Source organism: Enterobacter asburiae (assembly GCA_011754535.1).
Classification (GTDB): domain Bacteria; phylum Pseudomonadota; class Gammaproteobacteria; order Enterobacterales; family Enterobacteriaceae; genus Enterobacter; species Enterobacter cloacae_N.
Genome location: JAAQVN010000001.1, coordinates 4803034 through 4819385, shown reverse-complemented (window position 1 = coordinate 4819385; position 16352 = coordinate 4803034). Strand labels below are relative to the sequence as shown.

The 16352-nt window shown below is 55.5% G+C and carries 12 protein-coding genes and 1 rRNA gene; 9 read left to right on the top strand and 4 right to left on the bottom strand.

Annotated features, from left to right (window positions below):
- The first annotated feature begins 42 nt into the window (after nt 1-42).
- Nucleotides 43-1035, top strand: a complete 993-nt coding sequence (asnA, locus tag HBM95_22775; GenBank protein NIH45718.1) for an aspartate--ammonia ligase — start codon at nt 43-45, stop codon at nt 1033-1035.
- Here asnA and viaA read toward each other — a convergent pair whose 3' ends face one another.
- Both viaA and ravA read right to left on the bottom strand, forming a co-directional pair.
- Nucleotides 1036-2487, bottom strand: coding sequence for an ATPase RavA stimulator ViaA (gene viaA, locus HBM95_22770; GenBank protein NIH45717.1), 1452 nt, complete (start codon nt 2485-2487; stop codon nt 1036-1038).
- Nucleotides 2481-3977, bottom strand: a complete 1497-nt coding sequence (gene ravA / locus HBM95_22765) for an ATPase RavA (GenBank protein NIH45716.1) — start codon at nt 3975-3977, stop codon at nt 2481-2483. Before ravA ends, viaA begins: the two co-directional genes overlap by 7 nt.
- Before the next feature lie 221 nt (nt 3978-4198).
- Between ravA and kup the strand changes: the two genes are divergently transcribed.
- From kup to rbsR, 7 genes are all read left to right on the top strand, one after another.
- Entirely contained in the window at nt 4199-6067 is a 1869-nt protein-coding gene (gene kup / locus HBM95_22760) for a low affinity potassium transporter Kup (protein NIH45715.1), read from the top strand.
- Between the two features lie 281 nt (nt 6068-6348).
- The gene (gene rbsD / locus HBM95_22755; GenBank protein ID NIH45714.1) at nt 6349-6768 is read left to right on the top strand and encodes a D-ribose pyranase; all 420 of its coding nucleotides are present in this window, start codon (nt 6349-6351) and stop codon (nt 6766-6768) included.
- A gap of 7 nt (nt 6769-6775) precedes the next feature.
- Nucleotides 6776-8281 (top strand): ribose ABC transporter ATP-binding protein RbsA, encoded by a 1506-nt coding sequence (gene rbsA / locus HBM95_22750; protein ID NIH45713.1) that lies wholly within the window; start codon nt 6776-6778, stop codon nt 8279-8281.
- Between the two features lie 4 nt (nt 8282-8285).
- A complete protein-coding gene (gene rbsC / locus HBM95_22745; protein NIH45712.1) occupies nt 8286-9251 on the top strand; it encodes a ribose ABC transporter permease in 966 nt (321 codons plus the stop codon).
- Between the two features lie 27 nt (nt 9252-9278).
- Entirely contained in the window at nt 9279-10169 is an 891-nt protein-coding gene (gene rbsB, locus HBM95_22740) for a ribose ABC transporter substrate-binding protein RbsB (protein ID NIH45711.1), read from the top strand.
- A gap of 108 nt (nt 10170-10277) precedes the next feature.
- On the top strand, nt 10278-11207 hold the full coding sequence (gene rbsK, locus HBM95_22735; protein ID NIH45710.1) for a ribokinase: 930 nt from the start codon (nt 10278-10280) through the stop codon (nt 11205-11207).
- A gap of 3 nt (nt 11208-11210) precedes the next feature.
- A complete protein-coding gene (rbsR, locus tag HBM95_22730; protein ID NIH45709.1) occupies nt 11211-12203 on the top strand; it encodes a ribose operon transcriptional repressor RbsR in 993 nt (330 codons plus the stop codon).
- Here rbsR and mdtD read toward each other — a convergent pair.
- Nucleotides 12169-13602 (bottom strand): multidrug transporter subunit MdtD, encoded by a 1434-nt coding sequence (gene mdtD / locus HBM95_22725; protein ID NIH45708.1) that lies wholly within the window; start codon nt 13600-13602, stop codon nt 12169-12171. The genes rbsR and mdtD overlap by 35 nt on opposite strands.
- On the bottom strand, nt 13599-14306 hold the full coding sequence (locus tag HBM95_22720) for a FadR family transcriptional regulator (protein NIH45707.1): 708 nt from the start codon (nt 14304-14306) through the stop codon (nt 13599-13601). Before HBM95_22720 ends, mdtD begins: the two co-directional genes overlap by 4 nt.
- Before the next feature lie 452 nt (nt 14307-14758).
- Between HBM95_22720 and HBM95_22715 the strand changes: the two genes are divergently transcribed.
- Nucleotides 14759-16308 (top strand): 16S ribosomal RNA (locus HBM95_22715).
- The last annotated feature ends 44 nt before the right edge of the window (nt 16309-16352 follow it).

Genomic DNA, 16352 nt, shown 5'->3' with positions numbered 1-16352 from the left:
CTGTTGCTTAATCATTACCAACAGGACGCAGGAGTATAAATAATGAAAACCGCTTACATCGCAAAACAACGCCAGATCAGTTTCGTAAAATCCCATTTTTCCCGCCAGCTGGAAGAGAAGCTTGGTCTTATTGAAGTTCAGGCGCCAATTCTGAGCCGCGTGGGTGACGGGACGCAGGATAACCTGTCTGGATGCGAAAAAGCGGTACAGGTGAAAGTGAAAACACTGCCAGACGCACAGTTCGAAGTGGTTCACTCACTGGCGAAGTGGAAGCGTCAAACCTTGGGACAACACGACTTCAGCGCGGGCGAAGGGCTTTACACGCACATGAAAGCTCTTCGCCCCGATGAAGACCGTCTCTCCCCGATTCACTCTGTCTACGTTGACCAGTGGGACTGGGAGCGCGTTATGGGAGACGGTGAACGCCACGTCGGCACGCTGAAATCGACCGTTGAGGCGATCTACGCCGGGATCAAAGCGACCGAAGCGGCCGTGAGCAAAGAGTTTGGTCTGGCACCGTTCCTGCCGGAAACGATCCACTTTGTCCACAGCCAGGAACTTCTGAGCCGTTTTCCGGATCTGGATGCCAAAGGCCGCGAGCGGGCGATCGCCAAAGAGCTGGGCGCGGTATTTCTGATTGGCATCGGCGGTAAACTGTCTGATGGCAAGCGTCACGACGTTCGTGCGCCGGATTATGATGACTGGAGCACCGTGGCCGAAAGCGAATATGCCGGTCTGAACGGCGATATTCTGGTCTGGAACCCGGTTCTGGAAGATGCGTTTGAGCTCTCTTCTATGGGGATCCGCGTGGATGCTGACGCGCTGAAGCGCCAGCTGGCGGTGACCGGTGATGAAGATCGTCTTAAACTCGAGTGGCACCAGGCGCTGCTGCGCGGCGAAATGCCTCAGACGATTGGCGGCGGTATCGGCCAGTCCCGTCTGACCATGCTGCTGCTGCAACTGTCCCATATCGGTCAGGTGCAGTGTGGAGTCTGGCCGCAGCAGGTTCGTGAAAGCGTCGGTTCTCTTCTTTAATTAACGTCGCCAGCGTCTGAGCAGGCGGCTCCGCAACCCGGTATCAAAGCGCCAGATATGATCGAAGATGCGCATGATGCCGGGCTTTCCATGGGCGGACATCGCCACCGCATGAAAACGGTGCTGATGCACCCGCTGCAGCTCCTTCACTTTATTTACCACATCATCCGGCAGCCGCTGGGCAATAAAATCTGAAATCACCACTGCGTCAGCGTCGTACCAGTCGCCGCCTTGCATACGTTCCACAATGCTTCGAAAACAACTGGCCAGATCGGTGCCGCCGCGAAAACGCTGGCTTAAAAAGCGGATGGCCTGCTCGATGCCCTGCTGGTTCGTCAGCTCATAGCCCACGACTTCGCTGGAGAAGAGCATGATAAAGCAGCGACGGCGATCGGCGAGCGCCACGCGCATCAGCGCCAGACAGAACGCCTTCGCACACTGCTCGTTAAAACCGCCCATTGAGCCGGACGTATCCACGCAAACAATAAACGGCCCGCGCGGCTGTTCATCAAAATCCTGATGAACGACAGGGCGCTGGCTTAGCTTCTCGCGCCAGGCTTCGCCGTGCAGTCGATAGGTGAGAAGCTGTTTTTCCACCAGCCGACGGTAAAACTCATACTCCAGTTCGGTCATTCCCAGCGTGCTTAGCTCCGTGGGCAGCAGGCGCAGGATGTCGTCGCTTTGCTGAAGTCCGTCGACCTGTTCCGGCACGGTGGCCGGTTCGCGTACCAGGGTGCGGAAGGTTTCCATCGGGGCATCCTTCTTTGGGACAGACTTTGCCTCCCTGGACCGACCCAGCTGTTCCGCAAGTTTCATCAGCTCCGGCTGCTGGGTTAAAAAGTCGCCGTACTTCACGATCAGCTGATAATCCCCGCGCCGCAGCTGCCCGGCGCTCATGTCCCAGAGGCGACCGGCGGCGTTTTCATTTTCTACCAGCACCTCTTCGAGCTGACCGCTCAGGGTCATACGTTCCTGGACTTCACTGAGCAGCTGCTCGCGCTCTTCATCCAGCAGCTGTTGGTTCAGCGAGGTGGCCTGGACGACCAGGCTCAGGCGCCAGCGCTGTAAAAATAGCGTGTGCAGCGCCGGGGTAATGGTGGCGTTTTCCGTGACCAGCGTTCTGGCCTGGCTGGCAAACGGAGAGTGGACTTTATCGAGCAGCGCCAGGGTTTGCGGGATCTGGACGATAAACTGCGGCGTCGATAGCCGCTGACACTGCTGATAGGCTGCGACTTCCTCCGTCAGTTCTGGCGGGACTTCCGTCTCCTTAAACCGCTGACGCAGGTTATCGCGCCAGCGCGGGAGATCGTCCGTCATTGCTTTTTTGAGCTTCGGGAATTTTTCAAAAAACGCCGCCAGCTGTGGGGACGCCAGAAGTGTTATCACCACCTCCTCAATTAACCCTTCCTCGCTGACCGCCAGCATGACGTTGAGCGTGTCCAGCGTTAGCATTGCCGTGCCTGTTTGATCTGCGCGCTGACGTCCTGCAGGCTGGCTTCAATGCGGCCTAACCAGTCGCTATGAATAAAGAGGCATTTTTGCTGCTCGCTGAAGCGGGTGTGCTGCTGGTGCCATTCGGTATCCAGCGCTTCCAGCTGCTGTTTGATCTCTTCCGGCACGCTGTCAGAGGCGGTCCCGGGAAGCGCAAGACGCGATCCCTGAAGGCTCACGTCGCGGATCACCAGGTGCTGACTGCTGTCCACTTCCATATTCAGCGGCTGCGCGAAACCGATGCCGTTGAGCTTACCGCGGATCTCTCCGCCCTTATCCAGCCACTGCGCCAGCGGCTCGCGCTCAATCGTAATGTGCACCACCTGCATATCATGCAGCTTGAGCGGCTGCTGGAGCAGCAATGTCAGCGTCGTGCCGGTCAGATCGGCGGGTAGCTCGTAATGCGGTTTGCGGGCGAACATGCCCCCCAGGCGATTCACTTTAAGCGCGGTTTTATCGCTTTGCTGCTGCTGGAGCTGTAAGCGCCGTTGGGCAATCGCCCCCAGTTGGTTGAGCATCGCCTGCTGCCCCCAGGCGTGTCCGGTCATCAAAACGTCCAGCTGCTGTTGCATCAGGTTCATGCCTTCTGCGTCGTGCCAGAGGCAGTCTTTTAGCAGGATCAGATCGATAGGGGCGACCGCGTCGCGACCACTGAACAGCGCGCTGGCCTGGAGGAGACGGATCGCTTTTTTCCAGCGACGGTCAGAGACATACGGGGCGGAAGGCAGTAAATCAAGCTGCTGGCGCAGCATGAAGATCAGCTCAAAAACGGCATCGGGCAGTTTTATTTTGCCGATCTCTTCCTGCCACTGATGGTACTCCTCGTCCGTCACCTGCAGTGACGCAGCCACCGGGTTTTCGTTCTCATCCTGCTGGCTCACCAGCATGGAGCGGAAGTTTGATTTATCCTGTACTTTATCCAGCCACAGGCGGATCAGCATACGGTCATACAGCGCTTCCAGGCTGCTGTCTGCTTCGGGAAGTTCGTTTGACGCGGCCACCAGCAGGCGCATGGGGATTTTCTCTTCACTGGCCCCGTTGCGGAAACGACGTTCGTTAATTGCCGTCAGCAGGGTGTTCAGAATGGCCGGGCCGGCTTTCCAGATCTCATCGAGAAAGACGATTTCCGCTTCCGGAAGATAGCCCGCCGTCAGACGCTCATAGCGCCCCTCGTCCTTCAGTGCCTGAATAGAAAGCGGGCCGAAAACTTCTTCGGGGGTGGAGAAGCGCGTCATCAAATATTCAAATGCACGGGCGTTCTGAAAAGCGAACTTCAGGCGGCGTGCAATCAAACTTTTAGCAATGCCCGGCGGACCCAGCAGAAACACGCTTTCACCGCTCAGCGCCGCCAGCAGGCAAAGGCGAATGGCGTGGCTACGCTCGTAAAGGCCTTTCTCCAGCGCGCTGCTGAGGCGGGAAATTCTTTCTGCTAATAAATGTGAGTGAGCCATAATAGTTTTGCATCCTTTCGCCGTTGTGGCGGCCAATTGAAGCGAGTATAGACGTTTCAGTCAGGGCTGGTAATAGGCTGAAGTGCGGCGCAATTTTCTTTGCGCTACATTAATGCGGTTGCATTTAGGGGTACGATTTTGCAATGAATCGTGCATACTGTGCGCTTTTTGTGGACCAAGGGACAGGAACACATTTGTTATTTAAACGAAAAGACTAGTCTATGAGCACTGATAATAAGCAATCATTACCCGCAATTACGCTTGCGGCGATCGGGGTTGTCTACGGTGATATCGGCACCAGCCCGCTTTATACGCTTCGTGAATGTTTGTCCGGCCAGTTTGGCTTTGGTGTTGAGCGCGATGCCGTGTTTGGCTTCCTGTCCCTCATCTTCTGGCTGCTGATCCTGGTCGTTTCCGTTAAATATCTCTCCTTCGTTATGCGTGCAGATAACGCGGGCGAAGGCGGGATCCTGACCCTGATGTCTCTTGCCGGTCGCAATACCTCGGCCAGAATGACGTCCGTGCTGGTGATTATCGGCCTGATTGGCGGTAGCTTCTTCTATGGGGAAGTGGTGATAACACCGGCTATCTCAGTGCTCTCGGCGATAGAGGGGCTGGAAATTATCGCGCCACAGCTCGATTCATGGGTGGTTCCGCTGGCCATAATTGTCCTGACGCTGCTGTTCATGATCCAGAAACACGGTACCGGGCTGGTGGGCAAACTGTTTGCGCCGATTATGCTGGCCTGGTTCGTGATCCTGGCGGCGCTCGGCTTACGCAGCATTATCGCGAATCCGGACGTGCTGCATGCGCTAAACCCTTACTGGGCGGTGCATTTCTTCCTGGAATACAAAGTGGTTTCCTTCGTGGCGCTGGGGGCGGTCGTGCTCTCCATCACCGGTGTGGAAGCGCTGTATGCTGACATGGGGCACTTCGGAAAACTGCCGATCCGCGTGGCATGGTTTATTGTGGTGCTCCCTTCGCTGGTGCTGAACTACTTCGGTCAGGGCGCGCTGCTGCTTAAGAACCCGGAAGCGATTAAGAACCCGTTCTTCCTGCTGGCGCCTGACTGGGCGCTGGTGCCGATGCTCATTCTGGCCACGCTGGCGACCGTTATTGCCTCTCAGGCGGTGATTTCCGGGGTGTTCTCTTTGACCCGTCAGGCCGTTCGTCTGGGCTATCTCTCGCCAATGCGCATCATCCATACTTCAGAAATGGAGTCGGGCCAGATCTACATCCCGTTCGTTAACTGGCTGCTCTATTTTGCTGTTGTGATTGTGATTGTCAGCTTCGAGCACTCCAGTAACCTGGCCGCGGCCTACGGTATTGCGGTCACAGGTACTATGGTGCTGACGTCGCTTCTCTCCACCACGGTGGCGTACCGAAACTGGCACTGGAATAAATTCCTTGTAGCAATGATTCTGGTGGGCTTCCTGTGTATCGACGTGCCGCTGTTCTCTGCCAACCTCGACAAGATTGTTTCCGGCGGCTGGCTGCCGCTGACGCTGGGCCTGGTGATGTTCATTGTCATGACCACGTGGAAGAGCGAGCGCTTCCGTCTGCTGCGTCGCATGCACGAGCACGGCAATTCTCTTGAGGCGATGATCGCATCGCTGGAGAAATCACCGCCGGTTCGCGTGCCGGGCACCGCGGTTTATATGTCTCGTGCCCTGAATGTAATCCCGTTCGCGCTAATGCATAACCTCAAGCACAACAAGGTTCTGCACGAGCGCGTGATCCTGCTGACGCTACGTACAGAAGATGCGCCGTACGTTCACAACGTGCGTCGCGTTCAGATTGAGCAGCTGTCCCCGACCTTCTGGCGCGTGGTGGCAAGCTACGGCTGGCGCGAAACGCCTAACGTGGAAGAGGTGTTCCACCGCTGCGGTCTGGAAGGGTTGAGCTGCCGGATGATGGAGACGTCGTTCTTTATGTCGCACGAGTCGCTGATCATCGGCAAGCGCCCGTGGTATCTGCGCCTGCGCGGCAAGCTGTACCTGATCCTGCAGCGTAACGCCCTGCGCGCGCCTGACCAGTTTGAGATCCCGCCTAACCGCGTGATTGAGCTGGGAACGCAGGTCGAGATTTAAGTCTTTGTGCGGCCTGATGCCCTCAGCCCGACCTTCTCCCACAGGACTGAGGGATCCCCACAAAATAATGTTTGCATGGACGACCCCCTCTCCCTTGAGGGAGAGGGGGCAAACATAAAAAACGGTAACCCTGGGGTTACCGTTTTGCATTTACCTCCACTACATTTCACTTAGCGAAACGTTTCGACGTTGATCACAATTCCGTTACGTCATGGTGGTTTTCTGAACACTCTTGCGTCTACACTCTTTTTAGCGAAACGTTTCGCTAGTGGAGCAAGAAAATGAAGAAAGGCACGGTTCTCAACTCAGAAATCTCATCGGTTATTTCCCGTCTTGGGCATACCGATACGCTGGTGGTTTGCGACGCAGGCTTACCGGTTCCGCGCAGCACAACCCGTATTGATATGGCGTTAACGCAGGGTGTTCCCTCGTTTATGCAGGTACTGGAAGTCGTGACGACGGAGATGCAGGTTGAGGCGGTCATTCTCGCGGCGGAAATCAAACAACATAATCCGCAACTCCACGAAACGTTGCTCAGCCACATTGAGCAACTGCAACAACACCAGGGAAACACCATAGAAATTCGTTACACAACGCACGAGCAGTTCAAACAACAAACCGCAGACAGTCAGGCGGTGATTCGCAGCGGGGAGTGTTCCCCGTATGCGAATATTATTCTCTGTGCTGGCGTTACCTTCTGAGGCCATCATGGAAGCATTACTGCAACTTAAAGGGATCGATAAGTCGTTCCCGGGCGTAAAAGCCCTCTCCGGCGCGGCGCTGAACGTCTACCCCGGGCGCGTGATGGCGCTGGTGGGGGAAAACGGCGCCGGCAAATCCACCATGATGAAAGTGCTGACCGGGATCTACCAGCGCGATGCCGGTTCGTTGCTATGGCTGGGCAAAGAGACCATCTTTAACGGCCCGAAATCTTCACAGGAAGCGGGCATCGGCATTATTCACCAGGAGCTGAACCTAATCCCGCAGCTCACTATTGCAGAGAATATCTTCCTCGGCCGCGAGTTTGTGAACAGGTTCGGCAAAATCGACTGGAAAACCATGTACGCCGAAGCGGATAAACTCCTGGCGAAGCTGAACCTGCGCTTTAAAAGCGACCGCCTGGTGGGCGATCTCTCCATCGGCGATCAGCAGATGGTGGAAATCGCGAAGGTGCTGAGCTTTGAGTCGAAGGTCATCATTATGGACGAACCGACCGACGCCCTGACCGATACCGAAACCGAATCTCTCTTCCGCGTTATCCGCGAGCTGAAAACGCAGGGGCGCGGGATTGTCTATATTTCTCACCGCATGAAAGAGATCTTCGAAATCTGCGATGACGTCACTGTCTTCCGCGACGGGCAGTTTATTGCCGAGCGCGAAGTGGCCACACTGACCGAAGATACGCTCATCGAAATGATGGTGGGACGTAAGCTCGAAGATCAGTATCCGCATCTGGATAAAGCGCCGGGTGAGATCCGCCTGAAGGTGGACAACCTCTGCGGTCCGGGCGTGAACGACGTGACCTTTACCCTTCGACAGGGCGAGATCCTGGGCGTGGCGGGCCTGATGGGAGCAGGACGTACCGAGCTGATGAAAGTGCTCTACGGCGCACTGCCGCGCACCAGCGGTTATGTCACCCTCGACGGTCATGAAGTGGTGACCCGCTCGCCGCAGGACGGCCTGGCGAACGGTATCGTCTATATCTCCGAAGACCGCAAGCGCGACGGCTTAGTGCTGGGTATGTCGGTAAAAGAGAACATGTCGCTTACCGCGCTGCGCTATTTCAGCCATAGCGGTGGGAGCCTGAAGCATAAAGACGAGCAGCAGGCGGTCAGCGATTTTATCCGTCTCTTCAACGTCAAAACCCCGTCGATGGAGCAGGCGATTGGCCTGTTGTCCGGCGGGAATCAGCAGAAAGTGGCGATTGCCCGCGGGCTGATGACGCGCCCGAAAGTATTGATCCTCGACGAGCCAACCCGCGGCGTGGACGTGGGCGCGAAGAAAGAGATCTATCAGCTGATTAACCAGTTTAAGGCCGACGGTCTGAGCATCATTCTGGTCTCTTCCGAGATGCCAGAGGTATTAGGCATGAGCGATCGCATTATCGTCATGCATGAAGGGCATCTCGGCGGTGAATTCACTCGCGAGCAGGCCACCCAGGAAGTTCTGATGGCTGCCGCTGTGGGCAAGCTTAATCGCGTGAATCAGGAGTAAGAAGATGACTACCCAGGCTGTTTCTGGTCGCCGCTATTTCACAAAGGCATGGCTGATGGAACAAAAATCGCTGATTGCCCTGCTGGTGCTGATCGCGATTGTGTCGACCATGAGCCCGAATTTCTTCACCGTGAATAACCTGTTCAACATTCTGCAGCAGACGTCGGTGAACGCTATTATGGCGGTCGGCATGACGCTGGTGATTTTGACCTCGGGTATCGATCTGTCCGTCGGTTCCCTGCTGGCGCTCACCGGTGCGATCGCCGCTTCGATTGTTGGTATTGAAGTTAACGCGCTGGTGGCTGTTGCTGCGGCCCTGGCAGCTGGCGCGGCGATAGGCGCTGTAACCGGCGTGATTGTGGCAAAGGGCCGCGTTCAGGCGTTTATCGCTACGCTGGTGATGATGCTGCTGCTGCGCGGTGTAACCATGGTTTACACCAACGGTAGCCCGGTCAATACCGGCTTTACCGATAACGCGGATCTGTTTGGCTGGTTCGGTATTGGCCGCCCGCTGGGCATTCCAACGCCGGTCTGGATCATGGCTATCGTCTTCCTGGCGGCGTGGTACATGCTGCATCACACCCGTCTGGGCCGTTATATCTATGCGCTGGGTGGTAACGAAGCGGCAACGCGCCTTTCCGGTATCAGCGTTAATAAAGTCAAAATTATCGTTTACTCCCTGTGTGGCCTGCTGGCCTCCCTGGCGGGCATCATCGAAGTGGCGCGCCTCTCCTCCGCGCAGCCGACGGCGGGTACGGGTTATGAGCTGGACGCCATTGCAGCAGTGGTTTTGGGCGGTACGAGTCTTGCGGGCGGTAAAGGTCGCATTGTTGGGACATTGATCGGCGCACTGATTCTTGGTTTCCTGAATAATGGTTTGAATTTGTTAGGTGTTTCCTCCTATTACCAGATGATCGTTAAGGCAGTGGTGATTTTGCTGGCGGTACTGGTAGACAACAAAAAACAGTAACTGACGACACTACAGGACATCTTAGATATGAACATGAAAAAACTGGCTACCCTGGTTTCCGCTGTCGCGCTGAGCGCAACCGTAAGTGCTAACGCCATGGCTAAAGACACCATCGCGCTGGTTATCTCCACGCTGAACAACCCGTTCTTCGTCTCCCTGAAGGACGGAGCGCAGAAAGAAGCGGACAAGCTGGGCTACAACCTGGTGGTGCTGGATTCTCAGAACAACCCGGCGAAAGAGCTGGCTAACGTTCAGGACTTAACCGTTCGTGGTACCAAGATTCTGCTGATCAACCCAACCGATTCTGATGCCGTAGGTAACGCCGTGAAGATGGCAAACCAGGCAAAAATCCCGGTCATTACCCTGGACCGTCAGGCGACGAAAGGCGACGTGGTCAGCCACATTGCTTCTGATAACGTGCTGGGCGGTAAAATCGCCGGTGACTACATTGCGAAGAAAGCCGGTGATGGCGCGAAAGTTATCGAACTGCAGGGCATTGCCGGTACGTCCGCTGCCCGCGAGCGTGGTGAAGGCTTCCAGCAGGCTGTAGCAGCACATAAATTCAACGTGCTGGCTAGCCAGCCGGCAGACTTCGACCGTACTAAAGGTCTGAACGTCATGCAGAACCTGCTGACTGCGCATCCTGATGTGCAGGCAGTGTTCGCCCAGAACGACGAAATGGCGCTGGGCGCGCTGCGTGCCCTGCAGACTGCAGGTAAATCTGATGTGATGGTTGTCGGATTTGACGGCACGCCGGATGGTGAAAAAGCAGTAAATGATGGCAAACTGGCTGCGACCATCGCTCAGCTGCCTGAGCAGATTGGCGCCACTGGCGTGCAAACTGCCGATAAAGTGCTGAAGGGCGAAAAAGTTCAGGCCAAATATCCGGTTGACCTGAAGCTGGTCATTAAGCAGTAAAAGGCGATTCAGGCAGTCGCTGGCTGCCTGAGGGACACCAAATAAAAGAAAAGTGTGGCATACGCCACCGGGTAACACCGGTGGCGCTCTCAGATGGACAGCTCAACCATGAAAACCGCAGGCAACCTCGTCGTCCTTGGCAGTATCAATGCCGATCACATTCTTAGCCTTGAAACCTTCCCCACGCCGGGCGAAACCGTCACGGGTAACCAGTACCAGGTGGCCTTTGGTGGTAAAGGCGCAAACCAGGCCGTCGCCGCCGGACGAAGTGGGGCGAATATCGCATTTATCGCCCTTACGGGGGATGACGACACCGGTGAGCGCGTACGCAAACAGCTGGCGAGCGACAACATTGATATTGCGCCAGTGAGCGTAGTCGAAGGGGAATCTACCGGCGTGGCGCTGATTTTCGTCAATGCGGAAGGTGAGAATGTCATCGGTATTCATGCGGGGGCTAATGCTGCGTTAACGACAGAACGCGTTGAAGCGCAACGCGGAATCATCGCTGGAGCGGAAGCCCTGCTGATGCAGCTGGAATCACCGGTTGAAAGCGTGCTGGCTGCGGCGAAAATTGCGCATGAAAATCATACCACTGTCGTACTTAACCCGGCCCCAGCCCGTGTATTATCAGACGAGCTGCTGGCGCTGGTGGACATCATTACGCCGAACGAAACCGAAGCCGAAAAGCTGACGGGCATTCGCGTTGAAAATGACGACGATGCCGCGCGTGCGGCGAAAGTGCTGCATGCAAAAGGCATCGGGACCGTTATCATTACTCTTGGCAGCCGTGGGGTGTGGGCAAGCGTAAACGGCGAAGGGCGTCGCGTGCCGGGCTTTAAGGTCAAAGCCATTGATACTATCGCCGCAGGAGACACCTTTAACGGTGCGCTGGTGACGGCGCTGCTGGAAGGAAACGTAATGGATGATGCCATCCGCTTTGCGCATGCCGCCGCCGCGATTGCGGTGACGCGCAAAGGCGCACAGCCTTCCGTTCCGTGGCGCAAAGAGATCGATGAATTCTTAAGTCAGCAGGGGTAACGTTTGGCTACGATGAAAGATGTAGCCCGCATGGCGGGCGTTTCTACTTCGACTGTCTCTCACGTTATTAATAACGACCGCTTCGTCAGCGAGGCGATTCGTGAGAAAGTCGAAGCCGCAGTAAAAGATCTCAACTATGCGCCGTCGGCGCTGGCGCGCAGTCTGAAGCTTAACCAGACACGCACCATCGGTATGCTGATCACCGCCAGTACCAACCCTTTTTATTCTGAACTTGTTCGTGGCGTAGAACGCAGCTGCTTTGAGCGTGGCTACAGCCTGGTGCTGTGCAATACCGAAGGCGACGAGCAGCGCATGAACCGCAACCTGGAAACGCTGATGCAAAAACGCGTCGACGGGCTGCTGCTGCTCTGTACCGAAACGCATCAACCCTCGAAAGAGATCATCCAGCGCTATCCCTCTATTCCCACGGTGATGATGGACTGGGCCCCCTTCGACGGTACCAGCGATTTGATTCAGGATAACTCCCTGCTGGGCGGCGATATGGCGACTCAGCATCTGATCGATAAAGGTCATACTCGCATTGCTTGCATTACCGGCCCGTTGGATAAAACCCCGGCGCGCCTGCGTCTGGAAGGGTATCTCTCTGCAATGGAGAGAGCTGGGCTTGCCATTCCTGATGGCTACCGAATCACCGGTGATTTTGAATTTAACGGCGGTTTCGAGGCTATGCAGAAGCTGCTGGCGCAGGATCCTCGCCCGCAGGCGGTGTTTATCGGTAACGATGCAATGGCGTTTGGTGCCTATCAGGCGCTGTATCAGGCGGGACTGCGCGTGCCGGACGATATGGCGATAGTGGGCTACGATGATATCGAACTGGCGCGCTACATGACGCCGCCGCTGACCACCATTCATCAGCCTAAAGATGAACTGGGTGAGCTGGCCATTGATGTGTTGATTCACCGAATGGCGCAGCCCACGCTGCAGCAGCAACGTCTGCAGCTTACTCCTGTTCTGATGGAACGGGGTTCGGTTTAGCCTTTGCTTTGTGTCGCTCTTTGATCAGGTTGCGGCCGTCTTTCGGTTTTAACAGCATAAAGACCAGCGCCGACACCACCGTCAGCACGCCCATGGTGATAAAGGTATAGTGGAACTGCTCAACGGTATTGGTACCGTCAAACCCTTCGTAGAACCGCAGTACCGCCGCACTCACGGCTACCCCGAGGCTGATCGACAGCTGTTGGGTCACCGCCAGCACGCTGTTGCCGCTGCTGGCGTTCTCGTCGGTCAGGTCCGCAAGGGTAATGGTATTCATCGATGTGAACTGCGTTGACATCGCCATCCCCAGCACAAACAGCGGCAGGATCAGCATCCAGACCGGTAACGCGGCGGATTGTAGCGAGAATTGCGCAATCATCAGACCGATAAAGACCGTCACGCCAACCAGCGTCTTACGATAGCCAAACCAGCGCAGTACCTGAGTGACCGTTGATTTCGCCAGAATGGAACCCATTGCCGTGGGCGCCATCATGCAGCCGGCAATCAGCGCCGGGTAGCCGAAACCTACCTGCAGCATCAATGGCATCAGGAACGGTACGCAGCCCGTGCCCAGACGTGAGGCAATATTGCCCGCGATCCCGACGGAAAAGGTTCGGGTGTTAAAGAGAGATAAAGAGATAAGCGGTGTCGGATGACGACGCGCATGACGTATATAAAGAAGGAACAGCAGAATACCGCTGAGGATGACGGCGAGTGCCAGCCACGTTTCAACGATCTTCTCGCCAATGAGCTCCATCCCACTGGAGAACAGCACCAGGCTCAGGCCAAACAGGAAAAAGCCGCCCATATCGAAGCTGCGCCTTGGCGTGGTGAAGTTCGGCATATATTTGCGGGCATAGATCAGCCCTGCCACGCCAATCGGAATATTAATCAGGAAAATCCAGTGCCAGCTTGCCCAGGTAACCAGTACCCCGCCGAGAACCGGGCCTAGTATTGGGCCGACCAGCCCCGGCATGGTGACGAAGTTGAGTACGGGAAGCAGTTCGCTGCGTGGATAGGCACGCAGCAAGGCAAGGCGCGCCACCGGCATCATCATCGCGCCGCCAATTCCCTGCAGCACGCGGAAGATAACCAGCTCCGTTAAGGATGTTGAAAGCGCGCAGGCCAGCGAACCGAGCGTAAATAGCGTTACGGCCAGCATGAAAACTCTGCGGGTGCCGAAGCGATCGGCCAGCCAGCCGCTAACCGGGATCAACATCGCAACCGTCAGGGTATAGCTGATGATGGCGGACTGCATTGCCAGTGGTGAGCGGTTAAGGCTTTGCGCGATAGCGGGAAGCGCCGTATTGAGGATGGTGGCATCCAGTGCCTGCATAAAGAACGCCATGGCTGCAATCCACGGCAATCCGGCCATGCTGCGTGCTTTTTTCTCTGTCATTTATTTACCTGCTGGTGGGTTGGCGCGGTCAGCAATGCCTGGCATGCAGTCAGGGCTCGCTGCCCGTCGCTCTCCTGAATGGCATCCACTATCGCCTGATGCAAATCCAGCTTTACCACTTCGTCTTGTGTAATAGAGGTAAAGTAGGTGTGGTACACCGAATGGAATAACGAGGCAAAGGAGGTCAGGAACGGATTGGCGCTCATCATATAGATGTGTTCATGCCAGGCCATATCGACCTCAACCCAGCGTTCCCGGTTGAAGTGTTTTTTCAGGAACACCATCTCTTCCATCAGTGCGTTAAGCTGCGCTTTCTGCTCTGCCGTTCCGAGCGAGGCGGCAAGCAGACATGCCTGGGGTTCCAGACTGCTGCGCATCACCAGAAAGTGATCGACAACCTGATTAAAGTTATCTTCAGTCATCCACCAGGAGAGCAGCTCCTGATCGAGAAAATTCCAGTTACTCTGTGGCATCACGCGCGTGCCAATACGAGGGCGTGGAAGCACCATGCCTTTTGCCGTCAGCGTTTTCACCGCTTCGCGAACGGCAGTACGGCTCACCCCGAACTGCTCACCCAGCTCCATTTCACCCGGCAAGATGCTGCCCGGGGCATATTTACCCGCTAAAATCCGCTGCGCCAGCTTTTCTGCCAGCACATAGGACAGATTTTTTTGGGCGGCCAGCTGTTGTGCGCTTAATGGCATCGCTTTTATTCCTTAATGTTTCATGCTGATAATTATGCCACCTCGAATGTGATTGTGGTTGCAGATACATCAAATAGAACAATTTGTAGCTTGATTTCACCGCTATTGGTGAAAAAAAACGCGGACAGAAACTTTTTTTAAGTTTCCTCTTGTCACTTAAGAATAACTCCCTATAATGCGCCTCCACTGACACGGAACAACGGCACACACGCCGCCGGGCCAGCAGAGAAAAGCAAAACAAACGCTTGACTCTGAAGCGGGAAAGCGTAATATGCACACCCCGCGCCGCAGCGAAAACGAAGCGGCACTGCTCTTTAACAATTTATCAGACAATCTGTGTGGGCACTCAAAGTGACATGGATTCTTAACGTCGCAAGACGAAAAATGAATACCAAGTCTCTGAGTGAACATGCGTAATTCATTACGAAGTTTAATTCACGAGCATCAAACTTAAATTGAAGAGTTTGATCATGGCTCAGATTGAACGCTGGCGGCAGGCCTAACACATGCAAGTCGAACGGTAGCACAGAGAGCTTGCTCTCGGGTGACGAGTGGCGGACGGGTGAGTAATGTCTGGGAAACTGCCTGATGGAGGGGGATAACTACTGGAAACGGTAGCTAATACCGCATAACGTCGCAAGACCAAAGAGGGGGACCTTCGGGCCTCTTGCCATCAGATGTGCCCAGATGGGATTAGCTAGTAGGTGGGGTAACGGCTCACCTAGGCGACGATCCCTAGCTGGTCTGAGAGGATGACCAGCCACACTGGAACTGAGACACGGTCCAGACTCCTACGGGAGGCAGCAGTGGGGAATATTGCACAATGGGCGCAAGCCTGATGCAGCCATGCCGCGTGTATGAAGAAGGCCTTCGGGTTGTAAAGTACTTTCAGCGGGGAGGAAGGCGATAAGGTTAATAACCTTGTCGATTGACGTTACCCGCAGAAGAAGCACCGGCTAACTCCGTGCCAGCAGCCGCGGTAATACGGAGGGTGCAAGCGTTAATCGGAATTACTGGGCGTAAAGCGCACGCAGGCGGTCTGTCAAGTCGGATGTGAAATCCCCGGGCTCAACCTGGGAACTGCATTCGAAACTGGCAGGCTAGAGTCTTGTAGAGGGGGGTAGAATTCCAGGTGTAGCGGTGAAATGCGTAGAGATCTGGAGGAATACCGGTGGCGAAGGCGGCCCCCTGGACAAAGACTGACGCTCAGGTGCGAAAGCGTGGGGAGCAAACAGGATTAGATACCCTGGTAGTCCACGCCGTAAACGATGTCGACTTGGAGGTTGTGCCCTTGAGGCGTGGCTTCCGGAGCTAACGCGTTAAGTCGACCGCCTGGGGAGTACGGCCGCAAGGTTAAAACTCAAATGAATTGACGGGGGCCCGCACAAGCGGTGGAGCATGTGGTTTAATTCGATGCAACGCGAAGAACCTTACCTACTCTTGACATCCAGAGAACTTAGCAGAGATGCTTTGGTGCCTTCGGGAACTCTGAGACAGGTGCTGCATGGCTGTCGTCAGCTCGTGTTGTGAAATGTTGGGTTAAGTCCCGCAACGAGCGCAACCCTTATCCTTTGTTGCCAGCGGTCCGGCCGGGAACTCAAAGGAGACTGCCAGTGATAAACTGGAGGAAGGTGGGGATGACGTCAAGTCATCATGGCCCTTACGAGTAGGGCTACACACGTGCTACAATGGCGCATACAAAGAGAAGCGACCTCGCGAGAGCAAGCGGACCTCATAAAGTGCGTCGTAGTCCGGATTGGAGTCTGCAACTCGACTCCATGAAGTCGGAATCGCTAGTAATCGTGGATCAGAATGCCACGGTGAATACGTTCCCGGGCCTTGTACACACCGCCCGTCACACCATGGGAGTGGGTTGCAAAAGAAGTAGGTAGCTTAACCTTCGGGAGGGCGCTTACCACTTTGTGATTCATGACTGGGGTGAAGTCGTAACAAGGTAACCGTAGGGGAACCTGCGGTTGGATCACCTCCTTACCTTAAAGAACCTGCCTTTGCAGTGCTCACACAGATTGTCTGATGAAAAGTAAG